Below are 26,190 nucleotides of genomic sequence, written 5' to 3' on the forward strand. Positions count from 1 at the left end.
GCTGTTCCTCCTAATTTTAAATAGTCGAGTAACAGATTGTTTCCTCCTTCATGCCAGAGGAGGAACTACCGATGTTTAATTTTCAAAGACAAGAAACAAAGCATGCTTACGATCAAGATAGCATGCAAACAAATAACAAAGTATTAGTGGAAGTTGCAACACAAGATATAAACTCTGCATTAAAACTTCTAGAAACTACAGAAAATGGACTCTCTAAACAAGAAGCGTCCCGTAGACTTTCTTTATATGGTCCGAACGAAATTGCTCATAATAAAACATTGCCGTGGTACATTCAATTTCTGCTGGCATTTAAAAATCCATTTATTTTTGTTTTATTAGCTCTTGGAGCGCTCTCTTTTTTCACAGATGACATGCAAGGAACAATTGTCGTATCTGTAATGGTACTTCTAAGTTCAACGATTCGCTTTTTACAAGAATTCCGCTCTCAAAAAGCCGCGGATAAATTAAAGGCTATGGTTCGAACAACCGCGAGCGTCTTTAGAATAGATGGATTTGTACACGAAACAAAAAACGTAACGAATTTAAATCGAAATTATACAATAGAAATTCCAATGGAAGAACTTGTACCTGGCGATATTATTTCACTTTCAGCCGGTGACATCGTTCCAGCTGATGTGCGTATTTTATCGGCTAAAGATTTATTTGTTAATCAGTCTTCATTAACCGGGGAAGCACTTCCTGTAGAAAAATACGAAAACTGCTATCATACAGAAAACAAGCATATCTTACCGAAAAATATGAAAAAAAATTTCAATCCACTCGATATGGAAAACCTTTGCTTTATGGGTACGAATATTGTAAGTGGTAGCGCAAAAGTTGTTGTCGTTTCAACAAGTACCGATACGCATTTCGGCTCTTTAGCGAATAAAGTAATCGGGAATCGCGCAGAAACAAGCTTTGATAAAGGTGTAAACAAAGTAAGCTGGCTCTTAATTACATTCATGCTTATTATGGCGCCCATTGTCCTTCTCATTAATGGATTCACAAAAGGTGATTGGCAAGAAGCTTTCTTCTTCGCTATCGCTATTGCAGTTGGTCTTACACCTGAAATGTTACCAATGATTGTAACTGCTAATTTAGCTAAAGGTGCTGTGAACATGTCTAAGCAAAAAGTTATTGTAAAACAGCTAAATTCTATTCAAAACTTAGGCGCGATGAACATTCTTTGTACAGATAAAACTGGGACATTGACAGAGGATAAAGTTGTTCTTGTTAGACATTTAGATCCTACTGGTAATCCATGCAATCGTGTATTACAGTTTGCATATTTAAATAGCTTCTATCAAACTGGATTGAAAAATTTAATAGATAAAGCTGTTATTGAGCATACAGAAGAAAAACAAACGTTCGACCCTTCAACGTTTCAAAAACTAGATGAAATTCCATTTGATTTTGCCCGCCGTCGCATGTCCGTCATCGTCAAAGACATCTCAGGTGAACATACAATGGTTTGTAAAGGTGCCGTGGAAGAAATTTTATCCATTTGTAACTACACTGAATCAAACGGAAAGATTGTTCAACTTACCGAGGAAATGCGCTCAAATGTCAAACAACTAAGTGAGACATTGAATGGCGAAGGTATGCGTGTAATTGCTGTAGCTTATAAAAAAAATAGAAAAATAAATGATAAAGAGTACGCGGTAAAAGATGAAACAAATATGATTCTCGCTGGATATATTGGCTTTTTAGATCCACCGAAACCATCTGCAGCTGTTGCTATTCAAGCATTACAGAAACATGGTGTACAAGTAAAAATTTTAACTGGTGATAATGAAATTGTTACAAAAAAAGTTTGTAAAGAAGTTGGATTGGATATTGGTGAGCCTATCCTTGGCTACGAGATCGATTCTTTACCAGATAAAGCATTAGCAAAACTAGCCGAAGAAACAACAGTGTTCGCAAAACTAAATCCAATGCAAAAATCTCGCATTATTCGTGCCTTACAAGGGAACGGTCATACAGTAGGTTATATGGGGGATGGTATTAACGATGCCGTAGCATTACGTGATGCTGACGTTGGAATATCTGTTGATACTGCAACTGATATCGCAAAGGAGTCTTCCGATATTATTCTACTTGAAAAAAGTTTAACTATATTAGAAGCGGGTATTTTAGAAGGACGCACTACGTTCGGAAATATTTTAAAATATATTAAAATGACGGCTAGCTCTAACTTTGGAAATGTATTTAGTGTGTTAGTGGCCAGTGCTTTCATTCCCTTTTTACCGATGCTTGCCATTCACCTTTTAATTCAAAACTTGCTTTACGATATTTCACAGCTGTCTATTCCATGGGACAAAATGGATAAAGAATTTTTAGAAAAACCGAGAAAATGGGATACTGCAAACTTACGGAACTTCATTATTTGTATCGGCCCAATTAGTTCCATATTTGATATTATCACATACGTAGTCATGTGGAATGTCTTCGGTGCAAATACACCTAGCGAACAATCATTATTCCAATCTGGTTGGTTTGTCGTTGGACTGCTCACACAAACTTTAATCGTTCACATGATAAGAACACAGAAGATTCCATTCATTCAAAGTACTGCATCAGCACCGGTACTGTTATTAACCGCTTGTATTATGGCAATCGGAATTTATATTCCATTCTCACCACTTGGTGCGGTCGTTGGTTTACAAGCATTACCACTTAGCTATTTCCCTTGGCTAGTAGGAATACTATTAGGCTATGCTTTCTTAACACAATTCCTGAAAAAAGTTTATATTAAAAAGTTTCATAGCTGGTTATAAAGTGAAACTTTAATCAGTGGGGTCTTACTGCCCGCAAATAGCGGGATAAAAACGAGAATGAATGGGTACTCCCCACTCATTCTTAAAAACATAACACGTACTTATATGTATGGAGGTGACCATGATGGTATGGTATGACATTGTATTAAGATTATTTATCGCAATTATTATAGGTGCTTGCATCGGAATGGAAAGGCAATGGAGACACCGGATGGCCGGTTTACGGACAAATGCTCTCGTATCACTTGGTGCCTGTATATTTGTTTTATTATCCGTCATGCTTGATCATGATGCTAGCCCCTCACGTATTGCTGCTCAAGTTGTTAGTGGGATTGGCTTTTTAGGAGGCGGTGTGATTATCCGTGACGGTTTTAGTATTAGAGGATTAAATACTGCGGCTACTTTATGGTGTGCTGCTGCTGTCGGTACTCTTACAGGCGCTGGTTTTCTCCTTGCAGCTATATTAGGTGCAGCCGGCGTTTTACTAGCAAATATACTACTTCGCCCGATCGCTCTCTTTATGAATAAAAAATCAAAAGAAGAATCACCTGAACAAACAAACTACTTCCTTTCTCTTACTTGTTCCGAAGAAAATGAAGCACATATTCGTTTTTTACTCATGCACATGGTAAGTACAGAAGGTCTCGGTTTAAAAGAGTTATATAGTGAAGATGTAGATTCTAAGCAAAAAGTCTGTATACAGGCTACATTACATTGCAAGACAAATGCGGCTATCTTAATTGAAAAAATAGTAAGTAGAATGTTATTAGAATCTGGCGTTACTGCTGCTGGGTGGAGGACTTCTTTAGATTTAGAAGCAAGTTAAATATGAAAGGTGTCATGCTATTTACTACTTCATGACACCTTCTACATAAACTTATTTTCTAACTTTTGTTGAAACGACTTCTCTTGCTTACGTAGTAGTTGACTACCTCGTTGTAAAAGCGGTGTTCCATACTTATCATTAATTTGATCAATGACAGCAAGTAGCGGTTCTTTTTTCGCATCCTCTTCAAATGAAAACAAATCTAATTGTTTCACCGATTCTGTCTTCCACTCTATTTCAGTAGCTGTAACACCTAGTAAACGAACGGAATCACCATCCCAATGTTGCTTCCATAAACGGGATGCTGCTTGAAAAATATCGCGTTCTTCCCAAATTGCATTTTTCAATTGCTTACTCCGTGTTACCGTTCGCCTATCATGGTATTTAATCATAATTTGAATATTATAGCTGACAAGAGTTCGCTTTTGTAATCTTTTACTCACTGATTTTGATAAACGTTCTAACATATCAAGTAACTCTTTCTCTTCATCCATATCCTTTGAAAAGGTCGTCGAATTACCGACACTTTTATGCTGTCCCATTTGACTCGGATCAACTTCTCTATCATCCATACCTTTTGCACGCCTTTGTAAATCAACACCGTGCTTTCCAATTTTAGCGCGAATGATATGCTCGTCTCCCTTTGCCAATTGTTCAATTGTCTGTATATGAATATCATTTAATTTTTCAGCTGTTTTCTCACCAATTCCATGCATGGCTCCAACTGGAAGTGGCCAAATCAATTCTGAAATATCACGTTTTCGAAGTACAGTAATACCAAGTGGCTTTTTCATATCTGAAGCGGTCTTTGCTAGAAAAAGATTTGGAGCAATCCCAATACTACACGGAAGCTGTAGCTCTGTTAACAACGCTTGTTGAATCATCTTTGCTATTTCAAGAGGCGAACCGAGTGCATAGCAATCTGTAATATCTAAATATCCTTCATCTATAGAGACTGGTTGTATCTTTTCTGTAAAACGGGAAAGGATTTGAAACATTTGAAATGAAGCTTCACGATATAATGTGAAATTAGGACGCCTTATAACTAATTGTGGGCATAACCTTTTCGCTTCCCAAAGAGGCATCGTCGTACGTATTCCATATTCTCTCGCCTCATAACTACACGTTATAATAATTCCTTTTCTCTCTTTTTCATTTCCAGCAACCGCTAATGGCTTTCCTTGTAATGATGAATCATGAGCAATTTCAACAGATGCGAAAAAACAATTCATATCCACATGTAAAATAACACGGCCATTTTTCGGATACATTTCTCGCATAGTACTCCCCCCCTCCAAAGAACATTCGTTCCTTCATTATACCAAATTCATGTACAATATAATAATTACTTATTCTTTTTATCCTTATTTTTGCTATACTTAATACGTAATATGGATATTATTGTCAAAGGATTGACTTATTATGAAATCTAATAGTAAACCTAACTATATCTTTCTCATTATTATATTAATCCTCTTAATTAATTACTTACTACTCCCGATTTTTAATATTAATACAGCTGCACTCCTCCCTCGTTTACTAAGTATCGTAACAACTTATATACTGCCATGGATTTTCTTATATTGGTTTATCCGCCTAGTGAAAGCAGTTGAATCAAAATAAAAAAGACGTGTAAACCATAATTGGTTCACACGTCTTTTTTATTTTATTACTTCGCTACTTCTTCAATAATTGCAACAACTAATTCTGCTGTTTTCGCTAATTCTTCAACAGGAATCTTCTCGTTTGTTGTATGAATTTCTTCATAACCAACCGCTAAGTTAACTGTTGGAATACCGTGTCCTGCAATTACGTTTGCATCACTTCCGCCACCACTTTGGTGAAGAGAAGGTGTGCGACCAATTTTTTCAGCTGCACGTTTTGCAACTTCTACAACGTGGTCGCCATCAGCAAATTTAAATCCTGGGTACATAACGTTTATTTCAACGTCTGCTTGACCACCCATATCTTTTGCAGTTGTTTCAAATGCTTCTTTCATTTTCGCAACTTGTGCTTCCATTTTCTCGTTGATTAAAGAACGAGCCTCTGCAAAGATTTGTACATGATCACAAACGATATTTGTTTGTGTACCACCTTCAAAACGTCCAATATTTGCAGTCGTTTCAGAATCAATACGACCAAGTGGCATCTTCGCAATTGCTTTCGCTGCGATCGTAATTGCAGATACACCTTTTTCTGGTGCTACACCAGCATGAGCTGTTTTCCCGCGAATAATTGCGTTCACTTTCGCTTGTGTTGGAGCTGCAACAACGATTTCACCAACTTTTCCATCGCTATCTAATGCGTAACCATATTTCGCTGTAATGCGCTCACGGTCTAATGCTTTTGCACCAACAAGTCCAGATTCTTCTCCAACTGTAATAATAAATTCAATTTTACCATGAGGAATATTTTTCTCTTTTAACACACGAATTGCTTCGAACATTGACGCTAATCCTGCTTTATCATCCGCACCTAAAATTGTAGTACCATCTGATACGATATATCCATCTTTAATAGAAGGCTTAATTCCATTACCAGGAACTACTGTATCCATATGAGAAGTAAAGTAAATTGTATCCACGCCATCTTTTGTTGCTGGTAAAGTACAAATTAAGTTACCTGCACCATGACCAGTTACAGACATTGTGTCATCTTCAAATACTTCTACACCTAAATCTGTAAATTTCTTTGTTAATACTTTGCAGATTTCTGCTTCAAATTTCGTTTCAGAATCTACTTGTACTAATTCCATAAATTCATTTACTAAACGTTCTTGATTAATCATAAGACTGCGCCTCCTGCACTACCATTATGTATGTAACACTACTAATTATAACAGAATTTCGCAAAAGTTTCGAAATACAAGACAAAAAACAGACGGTTTATATGTCTAGATAACCATCTGCTTTCGATTACTCATTTAACAATACCCAGCGCATATGATCTTCCCACACTCCATTTACCATTAGCATCTTCCTAGATACACCCTCATACTGGAAGCCTATTTTCGTCACTACTTGTATAGATGCTAAATTACGCGGCATAATTGGTGCTTCTATACGATGTAAATGAAATTCCTCAAAAGCAACTGCAATTGCTTTTCTAAGCGCTTCTGTCGTATAACCTTTATTTAACTCTTCCTTATCTAATTTATAACTGAGTACACAAGATTGATAAATACCACGAACGATTAAATTAAATGAAATACAGCCAATTATTTTCGTGTCATCACCTTTTTTAAAAATCCATAGCCTAATGATCTTACCTTCTGTAAACTCTTTTCTATCCTTTTGTAGCTTTTTCTTTTGATAATCTAACGTAAAAAAATCCTCCGGTCTATACTCTTCCCAAGCTTTTAAAAATTCACGATTTCTGTCGTAATATTGAAGAATTTTTTCAGCATACGACTCATCGATTTCCCTTAAATGTAAGCGGCCTGTCTCATATATTTTCATCATTGTATCTCCATTCTTCAGCTTGCAAAACAAAAACTCACAATCTATCTTTTAATATATTCTCTATGCATACTTAAATTTCCTGTTATATTTTGCAACCCCTTCCCGAAATTTGTCCTTTCTCTCCCCTTGTCCACAGTTTCATTTCTCGTTACAATGAAGGTGTACTGATTTGCAAGGAGGTTTAACGATGCATAAAAAAGCTCAAAAAGTTATGGTTTATATCATGCTAATTTCTATGCTTGTAACAACATTACTTGCTGGCGCAAGTATGTTTTGGTAAAAAGGGCGATGTGTTCGTCCTTTTTTTACGTTTTACACATAATAAAATAAACCATCTCGACATCGAGATGGTTTATTTTATATAAAGCACAACCGCTACAATACTAAAGGAAAATGCCATTACTAACGCTATCACAAAACTCGTGTACTGTTTGTGTTGAAACGCTCCAATAACAAAAGTAAGATTAAGTAATGCCATCAATACAATCGCTACAACGTAAGAGCATATATTAAAAGTTGCCAATATGAATGTAATCACAAATAGAAAACCAATAAAAAACTGCATATACGAAATTTTTGGATTCAAGTACATATGAGCAACCCCTTTACCTATTTTTATCCCGCATTAACGGGGAATAACCTCGCACTGATTAAAGTTTCACTTTATCTTTCTATATTTTCATTAACGCATGGTTATGTACACATGTCAAGACAACTTATGATAAAAGAAAAAGCCAACCTTTGCGTTGGCTTTTTCATATGCAATGGCACCTTTTTCTTTTGCCAATCGCTGAAATGTTTTTTTCGACTTCACAATCCACACTTTTGTTCCAATTGGAATGCGATCAAATAAATATTCCACATCGTTTTTCTTCATTCTTATACATCCTTGTGAAATATACTTTCCAATTGAACTTGGTTGGTTTGTTCCATGTATTCCATATTTACTCCCATCAGTTCCTCTTGCATTAAACCCAATCCACCTTGATCCAAGTGGATTTTTTGGTGAACCACCTGGAATATCTTTTGCAATATAGTACGGATCCTTCGCTTTCATTACAATATCAAAAGTTCCTTCTGGGGTTAATTCATTCGTTTTTCCTGTCGCTACGGGAAAAATCTTTTGAATTTTCCCATCGTCAATGTAAGCTAGTTTATTCGTCGCTTTATTTACAATAATGAAAGGATCTCCGGCACGTGGATTATCACCAAGAGGCCAAATCGGCGATAAAGAAAGACATAATATGAAAGAGAGAAGATACGGCATAAATAATTCCTACCTTCTATATAAGTTCTTTTATATTATCCTTTCCCTTAAAGCGACTTTTAATGAGTAAATATTGCTCCATTTCATATACAAGTTGAACAAGTTTTGCACGTATTTCAAATTCTTCACGTGTGACTGGTAACGGCATTTCTCTAAACAATTCTCTCATTTCTTGAAGCTGCCTTAAGGAAATAACACCTGTACTTTCAGGGCTAATTGCATTCCCAATATTTTCAACAACATCGGCAATCATATCAGCCTGTTCATATGTCCACGATAAAGAGGCTGCCAATGGTATCATTCGCTCTAAAATTTCGAATTGTTGCATGCGCATATTAAAGTAACGATAGTAATAATCATCTTCGCGCATAAATGCATTCTCAAGCTTCTTAAAAGATAAATCTCTTGCTTCATTTAGCATATTCTCGGTTTCAATGAGTTCTGCCCCGCTCCAACTACTTTCTCGATTTCGTAAATACACAACCATTTCAAACAATATCGTTTTAAAATTACTTTCTATTTTATTCCGATACTCTCTTAGCTTATTTTCACTACTTGGCATATACATGTTCACTAATAACGCCACACTAATTCCTATCGTTAATATAGCAATTTCATTTCCAACTATAAGCCATGTAATGTGTTTCAATGAATATAGATGCATAACAATAACTGAACTCGTGACGATGCCTTCTTGAATTTTCAACATAACTGCAGTCGGAATAAATGTAAGTAATAATACGCTAATTGCAAGTGGGGTATAGCCAATTGTTTCAAAAATGCAAAATGCGAATACCATTGATAATACACAAGCTAAAAATCGATGTACCGATACTTGAAGTGATTTACGCTTCGTATTTTGTACACATAATATAACTAAAATACCTGCTGAACTATAAAATTCTAAACCTAATAACTGAGCAATAAAAACTGCCGCTCCTGCCCCTATTGCTGTTTTTACTGTACGGTATCCAATTTTAAACATATCATTACTCCTATATGTATAAACGTATTTACAGTTAGTATAAAAAAAGGATGACACAATGTCATCCTTTTCTACTTATTATTCACATAACCTTTTCATATTACAATATTTTTTGTAAAAATTGTTGCGCACGTTCACTTTTTGGTGCTGCAAAAAATTGTGCTGGCGGACTGTCTTCTACAAGGTTTCCTCCGTCTAAGAAAAGAACGCGATCTGCCACCTCTTTTGCAAATCCCATTTCATGTGTAACGATAGCCATCGTCATTCCTGTCGTTACCAATGATTTCATAACTTCTAGCACTTCTTTCACCATCTCTGGGTCTAGCGCTGATGTTGGTTCATCGAACAGCATAACTTCCGGTTCCATTGCTAAAGCTCTCGCTATCGCTACACGTTGCTTTTGTCCCCCTGAAAGGCGATTCGGATACGTATCTTTTTTATTTAACAAGCCTACTTTTTCTAAAAGTTTCTCGGCTTTCTTTTCAGCCTCTTGTTTCGTTACTCCTTTTACATTGATAGGAGCATACGTAATATTTTCTAATACAGTCATATGAGGGAATAGGTGAAAATGTTGAAATACCATTCCTACATTTTCACGAACGTGCATTATATTCGTTTTCGGATTCGTTACTTCTTCCGTTCCAATCCAAATGTGACCATTTGTCGGTGCTTCTAACACATTCATACAGCGTAAAAATGTTGATTTCCCTGATCCGGACGGTCCGATAATTGCAACTACTTCCCCTTTTTCAATCGTTGTTGTAATGCCTTTTAATACTTCGTTTTTCCCAAATGATTTATGAAGGTTTTCAATTTTAATCACTTTTTTTCATTCTCCCTTCAATTGCCTTCCCGACTAATGTAAGAATAATGACTAGCGTATAGTAGATCAGACCAACAAATAGTAGCGGCTCAAGATATTTAAACGTTTCACCGCCTACAATGTAAGCGCGGCGCATTAAATCCGTCGCACCTATTACTGTTACTACAGCCGACTCTTTCGTAAGCGTCGCAAACTCGTTTACAAGTGCCGGTAATATATTTTTTAAAGCTTGGGGAAAAATAATATTTCGCATCATTTTTCCATATGGAATTCCTAAAGCCATCGCTGCTTCTGTTTGTCCTTTATCAACCGCTTGAATGCCGGCACGGATGACTTCTGACATATATGCACCTGAATTCAAACTAAATGCTAGTACAGCCGCTAAAAAGGCCGGTATCTCATAACCAATTATTTGCGGGACACCGAAATAAATAATCATTAATTGCAATACAAGTGGTGTACCACGGAAAATTGATGTATAAAGATCTGCCGCTATATTTAATGCTCGTATTCTAGCAATCTTACAAAGTGCTAATAACGTTCCTAAAATAAATCCTACTAAAGCTGATACTGCTACAATTTTCAAAGTAACTTCTAGCCCTTTTAATATATACGGTATCGAAGGCGTAATCGCTGAAAAATCCAAGTTCATTCTTTTCATTCCCTTCACAGAAAAGTGAAAGGCAGCTTATTTTCCGCTGCCAAACCACTTCTTCACTAATTTATCCATTTCTCCGTTTTCTTGCATTTTTTTAATCACTTTATTAAATTCAGCTGTTTTATCACTGTTTTTCGGAAGGGCAATTGCCGCTCCTACTTCTTCTGGTGCTTCTTTAATTTCAATTCCTTGTAAATCTTTCATTTTCTCTAAATAATTTTTCGCTACTGTATCTTCTAAAATCGCCGCATCGAAACGACCCGCTTTAATTTCTTGTACAATTTCTGGTATACGGTCACGTCCCTCAGCTTTGAAATCAACTTGTTTTTTAAATTCCGCCGCCTTCTCTTCTTGAATAGATCCTGTTTGTACCCCTACTTTTTTCCCTTTTAAATCTTCTACTGATTTAATGTTAGAATCCTTTTTAGAAACAATCATGTTTTTCGCAACAAAATATATATCTGTAAAATCTACATTATTTTTACGCTCTGCCGTTGGCGTCATACCTGCCATTACAAAATCAACTTTTCCTGAGCTAAGAGACGCTAATAAACCACCAAAATCCATATCTTTCACTTTCACTTCATACCCAAGTTCTTTTCCGATATACTTTGCAATATCAATGTCAAAGCCAATAATTTCATCACTCTTTGAAGCTTCTACATATTCATAAGGTTTATAGTCTGCTGAAGTTCCCATTACAAGTACTTTCTTATTTCTTTTTTCTTCTTTTACGTCCCCATTACTACACGCACTAAACATACTTACAATTAAAATAAGTGCAAACGATATCGATAATAACTTCTTCATCTTTCTTCCCCCTAATAATGTATATTTAAAAGTTTAATAGAATATTTATTCGATGTTTGTATTGTATCAGCAGTTTTATTTTTATGCAATATATAAAATAAAAATAAATAAAATAACATTAAATAACGCATTCTCAATGCATAAAAAACTGCATAACAAAACAAGATGATGTATATTCCATCGTTTTGTATAATTAATAAAAAAAAGGCGGTACACCCACTTAATCGTGGGCGTACCGCCTTTTCACTTATTTATAGTTCTTCACAATTCTCTTCAAAATACGATTGTAATTTCGCAATAACTTGCATCGGTTCATGACCTTCAATTTCATGACGTTCTACCATCGTTACAATTTTTCCATCTTTTAATAAAGCAAATGATGGAGAAGAAGGTGGATACCCTTCAAAATATTCACGAGCTCTTGCTGTTGCTTCTTTATCTTGACCTGCAAACACCGTTACAAGATGGTTAGGACGTTTATCATAATGTACGGAATGCGCAGCAGCAGGGCGAGCAATACCACCTGCACAACCACATACAGAGTTTACCATTACAAGTGTTGTACCATTTCTTTTAAACGCTTCTTCAACTGCTTCTGGTGTCGTTAATTCTGTATATCCAGCAGAAACGATCTCTTCACGCGCTTGACGAACAACATCATTCATAAAAAAGTTAAAATTAATCAATCTTTCCCCTCCTCTAAATCTACCTATTTGTATCTTACCAGTTAATGTTTATGAAATACAAGTAAGTTTACTTGTATTTAAGCATAGAAAAGGTGTTAGAGCTCTTGCTCTAACACCTTTTCTCAATGACCACGATGTTTTTGCTTTGCTTTTTGTACTTTTATAAAACGTTTTCTCTGCTTTTCAGCTTCCCGTTTCTCTTTAGATTGCACTTTCTGTTCTTGTTTATGCAGTTCATAAGATAAACTAATTGCTTCTTGTGCCTTTGTAAAACGTTTTACATTTACTTCTTTTGCCGCTTCTCGTATGATACGTTTTATATTTTTTGGACGCTGTTTTTCTTTAACGTCCACACCACATTTTGCAACGTGCTGGAAATATGCTAACATTGGACCATTCACAAATATAAGTACTTCCTCGTCTGAAGGTTCCATTCCAAAAATATACCTCGCTCCATACAATTTCCCTTTTTCTTTATGCGTAATAATTCCTACAAAAAATTGACCGTCGTGATATACTGTCAAATCCATTGACAGCCCCTCCTTTAATAAAATTAGAAATATTGGACATCCCGGAGGGGAAGGTTACTGACATGAAATCATGCGTCTGGACTACCGACCAGAGCTGTGTTTTTATATTTCTTTCATTATTATATATTCATTTCCATAATTTTCATATATTCAACAATCATTTTTTTATGCGATCCAACAATATAGTCAGGTAGCTCCGTTACTGGAAAGAATTTAAGCTGAACCGCCTCTTCTTTATTCATAACAAAATGTCCTTCGTATTCATCCGTATAATAGGCTGTCGTTACAGATTGAAATTCATCACCGTTTGCTAATTTTGTAAAGTAGTTCGCTCCAGAAAACACATTGATTAATCGTAAGTTCTTTACTTCTATACCTGTCTCTTCATATACTTCACGGTAAGCTGTTTCTTCTGGTGATTCACCAAGCTCCATGAGCCCGCCAGGCAGCCCCCATTTTCCATACGGTTCTGTTCGTTGTTGCAATAATACATCTCCATGTTCATTTATAACGAGTACAACAGCACCAACTAAAATTAAAGGGCGATGACCAACTATTTTTCGTAATTCTTCTACATATCCCATCGTATCGCCTCCTTTTTCGTTGTCCACACTATTGTATCATATGTATGAAACGACAAAATGCGTATATTTTTCATTTTTTTAACAAAATATTTATTTTACGTGCTTCATCTACTGTAGCTAACATAATAGATTCGACTTCTGTACTCTCCTCTAGAAATTCTCTCGCCCACGCTTCTGTTTTTCCTAATAAAGCAAGAACATCTTTCTGAATCCTCCCATCCTTTACTAATACAAAAGAAACTGGAGATTTTTTTCCCGCCACTTTAAGATCAAGTCGCGAAACTGCTTCATATTCTGGATATCGAAATATAGAAACGACACCGTTCGCTTCCCATAATGCTAATTTGATTGTTTGAATATCGCTCACATTTCGCATACGAAGTTCCGAAAATAAATATTCCACGGTAATTCTCGCTTTTTTCAAATTGCTAAAATCAATGGAACCATTGTGTATAAGAATGATAGGTGCTGGCTCTAAAAAACGTCTCCATCTATCCCATTTCAGCATTAAAACTGAGCTTATAATATGAAGTACAACGAGTATGAACGTTGTAATCATCGAACCGAGTAACCCTACTTTTTCATCAGACAATGCGTTAGAAATATTCCCACCAAGCAATAGCACTAATACAACATCTAAAAAACGAAGTTGTGCGATAGATCTTTGCCCCATCGCTTTCGCAACTAATATTAAAAATACGTATGCTATTATAGCCCGTACAACCCATTCCATATTTGAAAGGTGCCGTGCCCCTTCAAAAATATGCATATGCATCATTCGCACCCCACCTCAAACTGCTAGTCTGTTTTAGTTTGCAACGTTTAAAAGCATATATGTAAAAAAGCTAGTTCGTTTTTACACGAACTAGCTTTTTTACTTAACTGAAAACATATATTTTTTATACGTTTTCCGTACCGATAATATGAGACCCATCATAATCATATTCGAGAACAAGGAACTTCCCCCATACGATAAGAAAGGCAATGCAATCCCTTTTACAGGCATTAATCCAACGATCATACCGATGTTTTGGAATATTTGAACCGTTAATATCCCAATTGATCCAGCACATAATAATGTACCGAATAAATTATCAGCAGAATAACCAATAATAATTGTTCTATATAGTAGTAATAGGAACAAGAACACAACTAACGCTGCTACGATAAATCCACCTTCTTCGGCAATTGTAGCGAAAATAAAGTCAGTATGCTTCTCAGGGATATAGACGTTCCCTTCGCCAAATCCTTTCCCTTCCATACCGCCACTACCTACAGCTAAAATCGATTGCTGCGTTTGATAACCTTGATCTGTATGTTCAAATGGATCTAACCAACCTAAAATACGTGATTGTTGGTGAGGTTTTAGTAAAGTAACTAACTTATTAAAGAAGAAATCCTCATACCTTACGTAAATAAATATTAACGTAGTTAATATGGTGACTGGAATAACTGTACATAACGCTATCAATTTCTTCTGAATACCTGACATAAATAAAATACATGCAATGGCAGCAGCATATAAGAACACCATCCCTGTATCCGGTTGGCTATATACAACAGCCATAGGCGGGAGGGATACTAGCACAATTTTACCTACTAATTTTAAGTCCGTTTGGAATGTCCTTGCCATATACTGTGCATTATGTTTCACTGCTATACTTGCTACTACGAGAAGCAATGAAATTTTGAAAAACTCAGACGGCTGAATTTGTCCAACTAGCGGAAATACAAACCATCTTTTTGCACCTAATTTTTCAGGTGTGAAAGTGGAAACTGGTAGTATTTTCAAAAGAATAAGTGAAGCAAATCCAACGATATAAAGTGGCCAAGACAATTTTTGTAATTGATCTAGGTCAATGCTTGCAACAAGCAATAACAATACAACCCCAATTATGTAGTTCAAACCCTGTTTCATCGCAAAGTTTGCCTCTCCATATTGGCCAGTTTGCTGACTGCTATATATAGCAGCTATACTCGTAACACATAGTGCACACAAAATTAAAATTAATTTTACATCTAAACTTTTTAGAAACTCGGTACTTCTTTTCATGACATCCTCCTGAAACATTGTTACAGCAAAATAAAAAACCAGGAGTCAACATTCTTCATGTTTTGACGACTGATTACACATTATCTATAAAACACTTATATAGAATAACTCTCTTTTTCATACAATACAATATATTATACTACAGTTTCATCAGTAAGATTTGCCAAAAAAATTATTCTTTTCTTATTTTATATCTATATACCATATATCAGCAATGTATTTTCGTAAATTCCTAATACATAATCGTTCATTGTAAGATTACTGGGAAAAGTGTTGTACATACAGTAGAATGCAAATGAAGAAATAAGATGATAAAAAGCTCGCATAAGCGAGCTTTTTATTAATATACAGATGTATTATTTTCTGACATGTTTTCTAAAATTTCTTTTACACGTCCTAAGAACTTACCACAAATTAAACCATCAAGTACACGGTGATCAAGTGATAGACATAAGTTAACCATGTCACGAGCACCGAACATACCGTTATCCATGATTACTGGGCGTTTTACAATTGATTCAACTTGTAAAATAGCTGCTTGAGGGTAATTAATAATACCCATAGATTGAACAGAACCGAATGATCCTGTGTTATTAATTGTAAATGTTCCGCCTTGCATTTCGTCCGCTTTTAACGATTTCGTGCGTACTTTTCCTGCAAGCTCTGTAATTTCACGAGCGATACCTTTAATTGTTTTCTCGTCCGCTTGCTTAATTACTGGTACAAATAGTTCTTCCTCTGTTGCAACAGCGATAGAAAGGTTAATATCTTTCTTCTGAACGATTTTATCGCCAGCCCACATAGAATTGATTTGAGGATACTCTTTTAACGCTTGTGCTACTGCTTTTACGAAGAAAGCAAAGAACGTTAAGTTAAAGCCTTCGCGCTTCTTAAAGTCACCTTTAATTGAATTACGGTATGACACAAGGTTTGTCACATCTACTTCAATCATCATCCAAGCGTGTGGCGCCTCATGTTTACTACGTAACATATTCGCTGCAATTGCTTTACGCACACCTGTTACTGGAATTTCGATATCGCCAGGCATTGTCGGTACAGAAACTGGTTTCGCAGCTTCTACTTTTTGCGCTACTGGCGCTGCTTTTGGTGCTTCTGGGCGCGCTTCTACTACTGCTACAGCTTCCTCTTTTTTCGCACCTACTTGCGGAATGTTTCCAGATTCCACTAGTTTTAAAATATCTTTACGAGTGATACGACCATTTGCTCCCGTACCTTCTACTAAATCTAAATCAACGTTATGCTCGCCCGCAAGTTTTAATACCGCTGGTGAAAAACGTGGTTTTCCATCAGTTGGTTGTTTTACTTTCGGCGCTTTTTCAGGCGTAGTTACTTCTGCCTTCGGTTCTTCTTTTGTTTTTTCTTCTACAGCTGTTGCTGCTACTTCATCCGCGCCTTCTACTTGAATGACACAAACTACTTCACCTACAGCTAACGTATCGCCTTCACCAGCGATTAACTCTTTCACAATACCAGTGAAAGAAGATGGTACTTCTGCATTTACTTTGTCAGTCATTACTTCTGCAAGCGGATCATACTTATTTACGTGATCGCCAACATTAACGAGCCATTTACTAATTGTGCCCTCTGTAACGCTCTCCCCGAGCTGAGGCATTGTAATATTTTCTACAGCCATGTATAGTCCCCCCGATTAAAATTCCGCAAGTTCACGCATTGCTTTTTCAACTTTATCTGGATTTACCATAAAGAATTTTTCCATTGTTGGTGCATATGGCATTGCTGGAACATCTGGGCCTGCAAGACGTGCAACTGGTGCATCTAAATCAAACAGACAATTTTCAGCGATAATTGCCGCCACTTCACTCATAATGCTTCCTTCTTTATTATCTTCTGTTACAAGAAGAACTTTACCTGTTTTAGAAGCAGCTTCAATGATTGCTTCTTTATCTAATGGATACACAGTACGTAAATCAAGAATGTGTGCAGAAATGCCATCTTGCGCTAACTTCTCAGCTGCTTGAAGAGCAAAGTGAACACATAATCCGTAAGTGATAACAGTAATATCATCACCTTCACGTTTTACATCTGCTTTTCCGATTGGTAATACGTAGTCATCTTCTGGCACTTCACCTTTAATTAAGCGATAGGCACGCTTATGCTCAAAGAATAGTACCGGATCTTCATCACGAATTGCAGCTTTTAATAAGCCTTTTGCATCATATGGTGTAGAAGGGATAACAATTTTTAAACCTGGTTGGTTTGCAAACATCGCTTCTACAGATTGTGAATGATACAATGCACCGTGAACACCCCCGCCAAATGGCGCACGAATTGTAACTGGACAAGTCCAATCGTTGTTAGAACGATAACGAATTTTTGCTGCCTCAGAAACAATTTGGTTTACTGCTGGCATGATGAAATCAGCAAACTGCATTTCAGCGATTGGGCGCATACCATACATTGCCGCACCAATTGCTACCCCAGCAATTGCAGATTCTGCAAGCGGTGCATCAAGTGCACGATCTTCACCAAATTGATCATATAAACCGTGTGTCGCTTTAAACACGCCACCTTTTTTACCAACATCTTCTCCTAAAACGAATACTTTCTCATCGCGTTCCATTTCTTCGCGCATTGCTAATGTAATAGCATCAATATAAGACATTACAGCCATGAAACGTTCCCCCCTATTCTGCGTATACGTGCTTCAATGCATCTTCAGGTGCTGCATACGGAGCATTTTCTGCATATTCTGTTGCTTCATTTACGATATGCATAATTTCGTCTAACATTTGTTTTTCAAATTCCTCAGTTAACACGCCAGCTTCTTTTAAATAAGCTGCAAATGTTATAATTGAATCTTTTTTCTTTGCTTCTTCTACTTCTTCTTTATCACGATAAACACGATCATCATCGTCACTAGAATGTGCTGTTAAACGATATGATACTGTTTCAATTAAAGTTGGACCTTCACCACGTCGACCGCGGTCTGCTGCTTCTTTTACAGCTTTATATACTGCAAGCGGATCGTTTCCGTCTATTGTATATCCAGGCATACCGTAACCAATTGCACGATCTGATACGTTTTTACATGCTAATTGTTTTTCAACCGGAATAGAGATTGCATATTTGTTATTTTCACACATGAAAATAACAGGTAGTTTGTGTACACCAGCAAAGTTTGCCCCTTCATGGAAGTCACCTTGGTTTGAAGAACCTTCTCCAAATGTAACGAACGTTACTAAATCTTTCTTCTCCATTTTTCCAGCTAACGCAATACCAACTGCATGTGGTACTTGTGTTGTTACTGGAGATGAACCTGTCACAATACGATTTTTCTTTTGACCGAAGTGACCAGGCATTTGACGACCACCAGAGTTTGGATCTCCAGCTTTCGCGAAAGCTGACAACATAAGCTCTTTAGCTGTCATACCAAACGCTAGTACAACACCCATATCACGGTAGTATGGTAATGCATAATCTTTCTCTCTATCAAGAGCGAACGCTGCTCCAACTTGTGCAGCCTCTTGTCCTTGACAAGAAATTACGAATGGAATTTTACCTGCACGGTTTAATAACCACATACGTTCGTCAATTTTACGTGCAAGTAACATCGTACGGAACATTTCTAATACTTGCTCATCACTTAAGCCAAGCTCTTCATGGCGCTTTTCTTTTACTTCTGCCATTTTTCATAACCTCCTAAATCCACATTTTTATGCGTGTAACGCTCTTCCATCTACAGCAAGTGCTGCTTCACCAATCGCCTCAGATAATGATGGATGCGGATGAATTGTATGTGCTACTTCCCAAGGTGTTGCATCAAGTACTCTTGCAAGACCAGCTTCAGAAATCATATCTGTTACGTGTGGTCCAATCATATGAACACCAAGAATGTCATTTGTTTCCTCATCAACTACAAGCTTTACAAAACCATCAGATTCTCCGTATACAAGCGCTTTTCCAATTGCGCGGAATGAGAACTTACCTACTTTTAACTTATAGCCTTTTTCTTTCGCTTCTTGTTCTGTTAAACCGACAGAAGCAACTTCTGGACTGCTATATACGCATTTTGATACCATAGAGTAATCAATTGGCGTAACTTCTTTCCCTGCAATATGTTCTACTGCAACAATTCCTTCGTGTGAAGCAACGTGAGCAAGTTGTAAGCCACCGATTACATCTCCAATTGCGTAAATATGAGATTCTTTCGTTTGATAAAACTCATTTGTTTGAATGTATCCTTTTTCCACAACGATATCCGTATTCTCTAAACCAATATTTTGCGTATTGGCCTGTCTTCCTACAGATACAAGCATTTTTTCTGCTTTAAATTCTTTATTCTCACCGTTATGTTCAGCTTGAATTGTTACTCCATTATCTTTTACCAATGTTTCTGGTAATACTTTTGCACCAGTCACCACTTTAATACCTTTTTTCTTGAACAGACGTTGCATTTCTTTTGAAACGTCCTGATCTTCTAGTGGTAAAATCGTTTTCGCATACTCTAACACTGTAACTTCTACACCGAAGTCAGCAAGCATAGATGCCCACTCAATACCAATTACACCGCCACCAACGATAATGATCGAACTAGGAAGCGTTTCCATTTTTAGGGCATGATCTGAAGACATTACATACTCTCCGTCTAACTCTAAACCTGGTAATGAATTTGGACGAGAACCCGTTGCAACAAGTACATTTTTTGGAATTAACATTTCATTCTCTTCTCCACTTGCAAGTTCAACTGAAATTGTCCCTGGCATCGGAGAAAAAATAGACGGGCCAAGAATACGGCCAATACCTTCAAACACATCAATTTTACCTTGTTTCATTAAATGTTGAACACCTTTATGAAGCTGCGTTACAATCTTCTCTTTACGCTCTTGTACTTTTGCAAAGTTTAGTTCTACATTACTTGCAATAACTCCGAACTCTTCGCTTTTTTTAGCAGTTGCGTATACTTCCGCACTACGTAAAAGAGCTTTACTAGGAATACATCCTTTATGCAAACAAGTACCACCAAGATTTTCTTTTTCAACAAGTGCTGTTTTTAATCCTAGTTGTGATGCGCGAATTGCAGCAACATATCCACCTGTACCGCCGCCAACGATGACTAAATCATATTCTCTTGCCATTATCTCAACCCCTAGCTACTGTTTGTTTTTCTCTTACCACATACTCTTTCGGCGCTTCTTCTTCACGTAATACACGAAGTGCTCCTTCTGCTAACGCTTCTAACTCATCTTCCCCTGGATGTACGATAACATCTGCAATCCAATCCACTCGTTCTTTTATTTCATCAACAAGTATTTTACTGTATGCAAGTCCACCAGTTAATACGATTGCATCGATTTTTCCGTGAAGTACAGCACTAGCTCCGCCAATCTCTTTCGCAACTTGATATGCCATTGCTTTATAAATAAGAGTTGCTTCAGGATCGCCTTTTTCAACCATTTGTTCTACTTTAATTGCATCATTTGTACCGATAAGACTTACAAGTCCACCTTGTCCGACAAGTTTTTTAACCATTTCGTCTCGGTAATACTCACCAGAGAAACACATCTCAACTAATTGTCCTACTGGTACTGTACCAGCACGCTCTGGACTAAATGGTCCTTCTCCGTTTAAGCCATTATTAACATCGATAACTTTTCCTTTTTTATGAGCACCAACTGTAATACCGCCGCCCATATGTGTAACTAATAAATTTAAATCCTCGTATTTGTGGTTTAATTCTACAGCCACTTTACGAGCAACTGCTTTTTGGTTTAATGCATGGAAAATACTTTTACGTTCCATACCAGCAATACCGCTTATACGAGCAATCGGTTCCATTTCATCTACAACGACAGGATCCACAATGAATGCTGGAATATTTAATCCAGAAGCGATTTCATATGCTAAAATGCCTCCAAGATTCGAAGCGTGATGACCGCTAAATCCATTTTTCAAATCTTCTAACATTGCATCGTTTACTGTGTATGTTCCGCCTTCTATTGGACGAAGTAATCCACCACGCCCACAAACAGCGTTCAATTTTGAAATGTTAATACCGTGAGAATGTAAAACTTCTAATATTGTTTCTTTTCGAAACTCATATTGGTCGATAATTCGTTTATATTTCCCAATCTTTTCTTCATCATGACGAATTGTTTCTTCTAAAACAGGTCTTTCATTATCAAAAACACCAATTTTTGTGGATGTACTACCCGGGTTAATAACAAGAATTCGATTTAAGGACAATGTTGCTACCTCCACTAATAAATTCAAAAGGACGTGGAAACCTCATAAGAGGTAACCACACCTTTTGTAAAAGTTATATATGAATGATTAGCGACGGCTAATAATGTCGTGACCGTTGCGTAAGTATGTGCTACGAGAGTTTTTCAAGCTTGCAATGCGCTCTTCAGCTAAACGATCTGCTGCTACATAAGTTGCTATGCCATCGCGTTTTGAAATTTCGATTACTTTTGCAATTGTGTCATAAATTGACTCAACACGTTTTAGCGCACGTTCTCTATTATATCCATATAATTCGTCTGCTACGTTAATTACGCCACCTGCATTAATTACATAGTCTGGTGCGTATACAATACCCATTTCATGAATGATGTCGCCGTGACGATCTTCTTTTAATTGATTATTTGCAGAACCCGCGATTACTTTTGCTTTAAGTTGTGGAATAGTTTCATCATTAACTGTTGCGCCTAATGCACATGGTGCGTAAATATCACATTCAACACCGTAAATTTCATTTGGCTCAACTGCTGTTGCACCGAATTCTTCTACTGCACGTTGTACAGCTTCTTTATTAATATCTGTAACAATTAATTTTGCTCCTTCAGCGTGTAAATGTTTGCATAGATGATATGCTACGTTACCAACACCTTGAACAGAAATTACTTTTCCTTCTAGATTATCTGTACCGAACGCTTCTTTCGCAGCTGCTTTCATACCACGGTATACACCATATGCAGTTACTGGAGATGGGTTTCCAGAAGAACCGAATGAAGGTGAAATACCTGTTACAAAGTCAGTTTCTTCATGGATAATATCCATATCATCTACTGTAGTACCAACATCTTCAGCTGTAATGTAACGTCCGTTTAATCCTTGAATATAGCGTCCTAATGCACGGAACATCGCTTCACTCTTATCTTTACGTGGGTCACCGATAATTACTGTTTTCGCTCCACCTAGGTTTAAACCAGCTGCTGCGTTTTTGTATGTCATCCCTTTTGCAAGACGCAATGCATCTTCAATCGCCGCTTCTTCAGAATCATATGTCCACATTCTTGTTCCACCAAGAGCCGGTCCAAGTGTTGTATCATGAATTGCAATAATTGCTTTTAAACCTGATTCTTTATCTTGACAAAATACTACTTGCTCATAATCATATTTTTCTAAGTATTCGAAGATTTCTAATGTCATTGTCGTTTCCCCCTAATGTTTTACCCTTTTTGGTTTATTTTGAAGCAGTCGTAACTGCCAATGCTAATGAATATACTTTTGTTTCTGCTGAATCAGCACGAGATGTTAAAACAATCGGTGCTTTTGCGCCAGCAATCATCGCTCCTACTTTTGCATCTGCAAAGTAAACGAGTGATTTATAGAGCACATTTCCAGCTTCAATCGTTGGGACGAGTAAAATGTCTGCCTTACCTGCTACATCACTTACTATGCCTTTATGCTCTGCTGCGATTTGTGATACTGCATTATCTAAAGCAAGTGGTCCATCAACGATACAATTTTTAATTTGTCCGCGGCGATTCATTTGTGTTAACATCGCTGCATCAATTGTCGCCTGCATCGCTGGATTCACAACCTCTACTGCTGCGATTGGTGCCACTTTTGGCAACTCGATTCCTATTGCCCGGGCAACTTCTACAGTATTTTGTATAATAGCAGTTTTTTGTGTTACATCAGGTGCGATGTTCATCGCTGCATCTGTAACGAAAATAAGACGATCGTAATTTGGAACTTCAAATGCTGCTACATGTGAAAGCACGCTACCTTTACGTAACCCCCACTCTTTATTTAACACAGCCTTTAAAATATTCGCTGTTGGGATGTTGCCCTTCATAAGCACATCTGCTTCACCGTTTCTCACAGATTTAACAGAAAGCTCTGCAGCCTCAGCACTTGACGCTGCTGCAATCACTTCAATGTGGTCTGAAGTTTGTAAACCATGTTCTTGTAGCATCCCCATTATTTTTTCTTGATTTCCATATAGACGAAATTGAGCTAGCTGTAATTTAATCGCTTTCGCTACAGCTTCAATTACTTCATGATCTTCAGCTACTGCTACAGCTACAGTTTTTTTAGACTGTCCTGCTGCTTGATCAATTAAGTGTTCTAACTTCATATTTTGTAATCAACCCTTTCCGTCGTCCCTCGTTTATTTATAAAGCAAATACCGTGCCAACTTTTTAAAGTGGTCTTACCAATAATGAAAACGCATTCAAAATGCAGTAAAATCAATACTTTGCAAAATAACGAAACATTCTGTCTTAATTTGTCGCTTTTTATATACCATGCAATAAATTGCACGGTACGCAATTTATTGCATGCTATTTTTTGCACACTCATACTTTTCTAGCTTGTAATATAGATTTCGAACTGAAATTCCTAATGCTTTTGCAGTTTTCGTTTTATTCCCATCAAATTTCTCTAGATATCCACGAATAATATTCCCTTCAAACTCTGTCACTAAATGTTCAAGTGGCTTTTCTTCTAATTCAGGTAATAAGTTATTTTGAGCTAACTCCGCCTGCTCTTCTTTATGCAAAGGGGGTAAATGCTGTACATCAATATATATCTCGTTATAATTCATAAAGATAATCGCTCGTCCTAAAATATTTTCAAGTTCCCTTACATTCCCTGGCCATTCATATGATTGTAGATAGGAAATAGCCGAATCAGTGAGCCCCTCTACATTCCGACCATAATCTTGGTTTATTTTTTGTATCAATCGTTCAGCAATTGCCGGTATATCTCCTTTTCGCTGACGAAGAGACGGAATTTGAATTGGAATTTTATTTAATCGATAATATAAATCCTCTCTAAACTCTCCTTCTAGAATAGCCTTTTCTAAATTCACATGTGTCGCTGCAATTACCCGAACATTAATAGGTATCGCTTTCGTTCCACCAACTTTTACAATTTCTTTTTCTTGCAACACGCGAAGGAGTTTCGCTTGCGTATTTGCAGACAACTCACCTATTTCATCTAAAAAGATACTACCGTTATTCGCTTCCTCAAAGAATCCGCGTTTCCCCCCTCTTTTCGCTCCAGAAAACGCACCCTCCTCATAACCGAATAATTCACTTTCTAACAACGTCTCCGAAATCGCCGCACAGTTTACACGGACGAACTTATTATATTTTCGATTACTTCCATTATGGATCGCATGTGCAAATAATTCTTTACCCGTCCCAGATTCTCCGCGTAACAATACTGTTGCCGGTGTATTCGCCCCAAGTTTCGCCTGCTCGATAGCTGCAGTTGTTTCATCTGAATTTCCGACAATATCATCAAATGAATATTTTGCTTCTAATGTACGAATAATCTGTCTCGCTCTATTCAACTCATTTGTTAACTTTTGAATTTCTGATACGTCACGAATTACACCGACGCTTCCTTTTAATATCCCATCAACAATAACGGGTGCTACGTTTACAATTACATCGCGCTTCTTTTGCCCAATCTTCATATGTATTCCGCGTACCGCCCTACGCGTTCGAAGTACTTTCATATGCATACTTTCACCTTCTACAATATCAGTTGTAGCCGGTTGTCCAAGAATATCTTCTTCTGTTAAACCCGTTAACTTCGTATAAGCAGGGTTTATAACTAATCCTCTTCCTTTCTCATCGACAACCGAAATTGCTTCTTCAGATGAGTTGATAATTGCCTCGAGTAACGTTTGAATTTCTTTTAAATCTGTAACTTCTTCCGCTAAATCTACAACTTCTGTAATATCTTTAAAAATCGCAAATGCCCCTTGAACCTCTCCTCCTTCTTTTAATATTGGAATACGTGTTGTAATAATTTTCTTTTCATTTTCTAACGTCAGTTCATAATTTACTTCTATTTGTTTCGTACGTATAATGCGAAGCAGCTTACTAGTTGGAATAACTTCTAAAATATATTTCCCTATCGCGTCTTCTTTTTTATATCCGATAATACGCTCTGCACTTTTATTAAAAAGACGGACTTGTCCCTCTTTATCAATTACAATCATACCGTCATGTGTAGAATTTAAAATTAATTCTCCTTGTTGTGTCTGTTCCTCTAACTGTCCAATTAAACCTTCCTTCTCATGCGCTAATTTTGTAACAATTTTCGCAATATCACCTGGAATGAGAAGAGTATCTTTATGCTTTTTCTCTAGTAAAACTTTATGTAAACCATCGTCACCTGTCATATCAAATATGACATCGATATGCATAGAAAGAAACGGAGTTACACTCTCTCCAATCACAATCCCATTTTCCTTAGCAATTTGTAATCCTTGCGCAGTCGGATTTATATCAATAACTCCTATAATTTGAAATATATTCGAACTTTGTAACAGATTCAGCAGTGTACTTCCACCTTCACCTGCACCAACAATTAAAACCTTTTGTTTCATACATTACACTTCCTCTCGAAGTATCTCTGCAAAATTTTTCACACCTTTATCTTACTCGCTCAGCCCCCTCTTGACAAACCCCCTTCTCATATAACATCATTGGAATATACTAAAT

The 26,190-nt window shown here is 36.9% G+C and carries 26 protein-coding genes; 4 read left to right on the plus strand and 22 right to left on the minus strand.

Annotation, left to right across the window (positions count from 1 at the left end; translation table 11 throughout):
• Positions 1–71 precede the first annotated feature (71 nt).
• Together mgtA and JDS95_RS05200 are read left to right on the plus strand one after the other, a co-directional pair.
• Entirely contained in the window at positions 72–2,777 is a 2,706-nt protein-coding gene (mgtA, locus tag JDS95_RS05195; RefSeq protein ID WP_000481708.1) for a magnesium-translocating P-type ATPase, read from the plus strand.
• Between the two features lie 124 nt (positions 2,778–2,901).
• Positions 2,902–3,603 (plus strand): MgtC/SapB family protein, encoded by a 702-nt coding sequence (locus JDS95_RS05200; protein ID WP_000262352.1) that lies wholly within the window; start codon positions 2,902–2,904, stop codon positions 3,601–3,603.
• Between the two features lie 41 nt (positions 3,604–3,644).
• On the opposite strand, the gene JDS95_RS05205 is transcribed toward JDS95_RS05200, so the two are convergent.
• On the minus strand, positions 3,645–4,883 hold the full coding sequence (locus JDS95_RS05205; protein ID WP_001208868.1) for a DNA polymerase IV: 1,239 nt from the start codon (positions 4,881–4,883) through the stop codon (positions 3,645–3,647).
• A gap of 142 nt (positions 4,884–5,025) precedes the next feature.
• On the opposite strand from JDS95_RS05205, the gene JDS95_RS05210 reads away from it, so the two are divergent.
• Positions 5,026–5,226 carry a hypothetical protein gene (locus JDS95_RS05210; RefSeq protein ID WP_085450655.1) on the plus strand — a complete coding sequence of 67 codons (201 nt, stop codon included), beginning with the start codon at positions 5,026–5,028 and terminating at the stop codon, positions 5,224–5,226.
• A gap of 46 nt (positions 5,227–5,272) precedes the next feature.
• Here JDS95_RS05210 and JDS95_RS05215 read toward each other — a convergent pair whose 3' ends face one another.
• Positions 5,273–6,391 (minus strand): tripeptidase T, encoded by a 1,119-nt coding sequence (locus JDS95_RS05215; protein WP_000609819.1) that lies wholly within the window; start codon positions 6,389–6,391, stop codon positions 5,273–5,275.
• A gap of 127 nt (positions 6,392–6,518) precedes the next feature.
• Positions 6,519–7,064 carry a GNAT family N-acetyltransferase gene (locus JDS95_RS05220; protein ID WP_002044843.1) on the minus strand — a complete coding sequence of 182 codons (546 nt, stop codon included), beginning with the start codon at positions 7,062–7,064 and terminating at the stop codon, positions 6,519–6,521.
• 187 nt (positions 7,065–7,251) lie between these two features.
• Here JDS95_RS05220 and prli42 point away from each other — a divergent pair, with 187 nt between their 5' ends.
• Positions 7,252–7,344, plus strand: coding sequence for a stressosome-associated protein Prli42 (gene prli42 / locus JDS95_RS05225; protein ID WP_000549039.1), 93 nt, complete (start codon positions 7,252–7,254; stop codon positions 7,342–7,344).
• Positions 7,345–7,416: 72 nt separating this feature from the next.
• Here prli42 and JDS95_RS05230 read toward each other — a convergent pair whose 3' ends face one another.
• From JDS95_RS05230 to JDS95_RS05320, 19 genes are all read right to left on the minus strand, one after another.
• Positions 7,417–7,656, minus strand: coding sequence for a DUF3894 domain-containing protein (locus JDS95_RS05230; RefSeq protein WP_000281158.1), 240 nt, complete (start codon positions 7,654–7,656; stop codon positions 7,417–7,419).
• 114 nt (positions 7,657–7,770) lie between these two features.
• The gene (locus JDS95_RS05235) at positions 7,771–8,331 is read right to left on the minus strand and encodes a L,D-transpeptidase (protein ID WP_001146538.1); all 561 of its coding nucleotides are present in this window, start codon (positions 8,329–8,331) and stop codon (positions 7,771–7,773) included.
• Between the two features lie 16 nt (positions 8,332–8,347).
• Positions 8,348–9,316: an aromatic acid exporter family protein gene (locus JDS95_RS05240; RefSeq protein WP_199690312.1), complete on the minus strand. Its 969-nt coding sequence runs from the start codon at positions 9,314–9,316 to the stop codon at positions 8,348–8,350.
• Positions 9,317–9,416: 100 nt separating this feature from the next.
• A complete protein-coding gene (locus tag JDS95_RS05245; RefSeq protein WP_000590220.1) occupies positions 9,417–10,139 on the minus strand; it encodes an amino acid ABC transporter ATP-binding protein in 723 nt (240 codons plus the stop codon).
• Positions 10,132–10,791 carry an amino acid ABC transporter permease gene (locus JDS95_RS05250; RefSeq protein ID WP_001046925.1) on the minus strand — a complete coding sequence of 220 codons (660 nt, stop codon included), beginning with the start codon at positions 10,789–10,791 and terminating at the stop codon, positions 10,132–10,134. Before JDS95_RS05250 ends, JDS95_RS05245 begins: the two co-directional genes overlap by 8 nt.
• A 36-nt stretch (positions 10,792–10,827) precedes the next feature.
• A complete protein-coding gene (locus tag JDS95_RS05255; RefSeq protein ID WP_000735466.1) occupies positions 10,828–11,607 on the minus strand; it encodes a transporter substrate-binding domain-containing protein in 780 nt (259 codons plus the stop codon).
• Positions 11,608–11,858: 251 nt separating this feature from the next.
• Entirely contained in the window at positions 11,859–12,272 is a 414-nt protein-coding gene (locus JDS95_RS05260; protein ID WP_001979317.1) for a BrxA/BrxB family bacilliredoxin, read from the minus strand.
• 143 nt (positions 12,273–12,415) lie between these two features.
• The gene (locus JDS95_RS05265; protein ID WP_002044836.1) at positions 12,416–12,823 is read right to left on the minus strand and encodes a YjdF family protein; all 408 of its coding nucleotides are present in this window, start codon (positions 12,821–12,823) and stop codon (positions 12,416–12,418) included.
• 119 nt (positions 12,824–12,942) lie between these two features.
• Positions 12,943–13,407 (minus strand): NUDIX hydrolase, encoded by a 465-nt coding sequence (locus JDS95_RS05270; RefSeq protein WP_000542539.1) that lies wholly within the window; start codon positions 13,405–13,407, stop codon positions 12,943–12,945.
• Between the two features lie 70 nt (positions 13,408–13,477).
• Positions 13,478–14,182, minus strand: a complete 705-nt coding sequence (locus tag JDS95_RS05275) for a DUF421 domain-containing protein (RefSeq protein ID WP_033661369.1) — start codon at positions 14,180–14,182, stop codon at positions 13,478–13,480.
• 99 nt (positions 14,183–14,281) lie between these two features.
• Entirely contained in the window at positions 14,282–15,460 is a 1,179-nt protein-coding gene (locus JDS95_RS05280; RefSeq protein ID WP_000831187.1) for an FtsW/RodA/SpoVE family cell cycle protein, read from the minus strand.
• Positions 15,461–15,800: 340 nt separating this feature from the next.
• On the minus strand, positions 15,801–17,114 hold the full coding sequence (locus JDS95_RS05285; RefSeq protein ID WP_000257668.1) for a dihydrolipoamide acetyltransferase family protein: 1,314 nt from the start codon (positions 17,112–17,114) through the stop codon (positions 15,801–15,803).
• Between the two features lie 15 nt (positions 17,115–17,129).
• Positions 17,130–18,113 carry a 3-methyl-2-oxobutanoate dehydrogenase subunit beta gene (gene bfmBAB, locus JDS95_RS05290; RefSeq protein WP_000290072.1) on the minus strand — a complete coding sequence of 328 codons (984 nt, stop codon included), beginning with the start codon at positions 18,111–18,113 and terminating at the stop codon, positions 17,130–17,132.
• A gap of 13 nt (positions 18,114–18,126) precedes the next feature.
• Entirely contained in the window at positions 18,127–19,128 is a 1,002-nt protein-coding gene (gene bfmBAA / locus JDS95_RS05295) for a 3-methyl-2-oxobutanoate dehydrogenase subunit alpha (protein ID WP_000852549.1), read from the minus strand.
• Positions 19,129–19,155: 27 nt separating this feature from the next.
• A complete protein-coding gene (gene lpdA, locus JDS95_RS05300; protein ID WP_000090439.1) occupies positions 19,156–20,577 on the minus strand; it encodes a dihydrolipoyl dehydrogenase in 1,422 nt (473 codons plus the stop codon).
• A gap of 4 nt (positions 20,578–20,581) precedes the next feature.
• Positions 20,582–21,685, minus strand: coding sequence for a butyrate kinase (gene buk, locus JDS95_RS05305; RefSeq protein ID WP_000056190.1), 1,104 nt, complete (start codon positions 21,683–21,685; stop codon positions 20,582–20,584).
• Positions 21,686–21,772: 87 nt separating this feature from the next.
• A complete protein-coding gene (locus JDS95_RS05310) occupies positions 21,773–22,873 on the minus strand; it encodes a leucine dehydrogenase (protein ID WP_000171363.1) in 1,101 nt (366 codons plus the stop codon).
• Positions 22,874–22,907: 34 nt separating this feature from the next.
• Positions 22,908–23,807 carry a phosphate butyryltransferase gene (yqiS, locus tag JDS95_RS05315; protein ID WP_000763083.1) on the minus strand — a complete coding sequence of 300 codons (900 nt, stop codon included), beginning with the start codon at positions 23,805–23,807 and terminating at the stop codon, positions 22,908–22,910.
• 195 nt (positions 23,808–24,002) lie between these two features.
• A complete protein-coding gene (locus JDS95_RS05320; RefSeq protein WP_000811004.1) occupies positions 24,003–26,075 on the minus strand; it encodes a sigma-54 interaction domain-containing protein in 2,073 nt (690 codons plus the stop codon).
• Positions 26,076–26,190 lie beyond the last annotated feature (115 nt).

Origin of the sequence: Bacillus cereus group sp. N24, from assembly GCF_016483345.1 — a bacterium.
GTDB lineage: Bacteria > Bacillota > Bacilli > Bacillales > Bacillaceae_G > Bacillus_A > Bacillus_A toyonensis.

Bases quoted from the DNA above. Each gene is read 5' to 3' on its own strand.
- mgtA (WP_000481708.1), top strand. From the start codon at position 72: ATGTTTAATTTTCAAAGACAAGAAACAAAGCATGCTTACGATCAAGAT.
- JDS95_RS05200 (WP_000262352.1), top strand. From the start codon at position 2,902: ATGGTATGGTATGACATTGTATTAAGATTATTTATCGCAATTATTATA.
- JDS95_RS05205 (WP_001208868.1), bottom strand. From the start codon at position 4,883: ATGCGAGAAATGTATCCGAAAAATGGCCGTGTTATTTTACATGTGGAT.
- JDS95_RS05210 (WP_085450655.1), top strand. From the start codon at position 5,026: ATGAAATCTAATAGTAAACCTAACTATATCTTTCTCATTATTATATTA.
- JDS95_RS05215 (WP_000609819.1), bottom strand. From the start codon at position 6,391: ATGATTAATCAAGAACGTTTAGTAAATGAATTTATGGAATTAGTACAA.
- JDS95_RS05220 (WP_002044843.1), bottom strand. From the start codon at position 7,064: ATGATGAAAATATATGAGACAGGCCGCTTACATTTAAGGGAAATCGAT.
- prli42 (WP_000549039.1), top strand. From the start codon at position 7,252: ATGCATAAAAAAGCTCAAAAAGTTATGGTTTATATCATGCTAATTTCT.
- JDS95_RS05230 (WP_000281158.1), bottom strand. From the start codon at position 7,656: ATGTACTTGAATCCAAAAATTTCGTATATGCAGTTTTTTATTGGTTTT.
- JDS95_RS05235 (WP_001146538.1), bottom strand. From the start codon at position 8,331: ATGCCGTATCTTCTCTCTTTCATATTATGTCTTTCTTTATCGCCGATT.
- JDS95_RS05240 (WP_199690312.1), bottom strand. From the start codon at position 9,316: ATGTTTAAAATTGGATACCGTACAGTAAAAACAGCAATAGGGGCAGGA.
- JDS95_RS05250 (WP_001046925.1), bottom strand. From the start codon at position 10,791: ATGAACTTGGATTTTTCAGCGATTACGCCTTCGATACCGTATATATTA.
- JDS95_RS05255 (WP_000735466.1), bottom strand. From the start codon at position 11,607: ATGAAGAAGTTATTATCGATATCGTTTGCACTTATTTTAATTGTAAGT.
- JDS95_RS05260 (WP_001979317.1), bottom strand. From the start codon at position 12,272: ATGAATGATGTTGTTCGTCAAGCGCGTGAAGAGATCGTTTCTGCTGGA.
- JDS95_RS05265 (WP_002044836.1), bottom strand. From the start codon at position 12,823: ATGGATTTGACAGTATATCACGACGGTCAATTTTTTGTAGGAATTATT.
- JDS95_RS05270 (WP_000542539.1), bottom strand. From the start codon at position 13,407: ATGGGATATGTAGAAGAATTACGAAAAATAGTTGGTCATCGCCCTTTA.
- JDS95_RS05275 (WP_033661369.1), bottom strand. From the start codon at position 14,182: ATGCATATGCATATTTTTGAAGGGGCACGGCACCTTTCAAATATGGAA.
- JDS95_RS05280 (WP_000831187.1), bottom strand. From the start codon at position 15,460: ATGAAAAGAAGTACCGAGTTTCTAAAAAGTTTAGATGTAAAATTAATT.
- JDS95_RS05285 (WP_000257668.1), bottom strand. From the start codon at position 17,114: ATGGCTGTAGAAAATATTACAATGCCTCAGCTCGGGGAGAGCGTTACA.
- bfmBAB (WP_000290072.1), bottom strand. From the start codon at position 18,113: ATGGCTGTAATGTCTTATATTGATGCTATTACATTAGCAATGCGCGAA.
- bfmBAA (WP_000852549.1), bottom strand. From the start codon at position 19,128: ATGGCAGAAGTAAAAGAAAAGCGCCATGAAGAGCTTGGCTTAAGTGAT.
- lpdA (WP_000090439.1), bottom strand. From the start codon at position 20,577: ATGGCAAGAGAATATGATTTAGTCATCGTTGGCGGCGGTACAGGTGGA.
- JDS95_RS05310 (WP_000171363.1), bottom strand. From the start codon at position 22,873: ATGACATTAGAAATCTTCGAATACTTAGAAAAATATGATTATGAGCAA.
- yqiS (WP_000763083.1), bottom strand. From the start codon at position 23,807: ATGAAGTTAGAACACTTAATTGATCAAGCAGCAGGACAGTCTAAAAAA.
- JDS95_RS05320 (WP_000811004.1), bottom strand. From the start codon at position 26,075: ATGAAACAAAAGGTTTTAATTGTTGGTGCAGGTGAAGGTGGAAGTACA.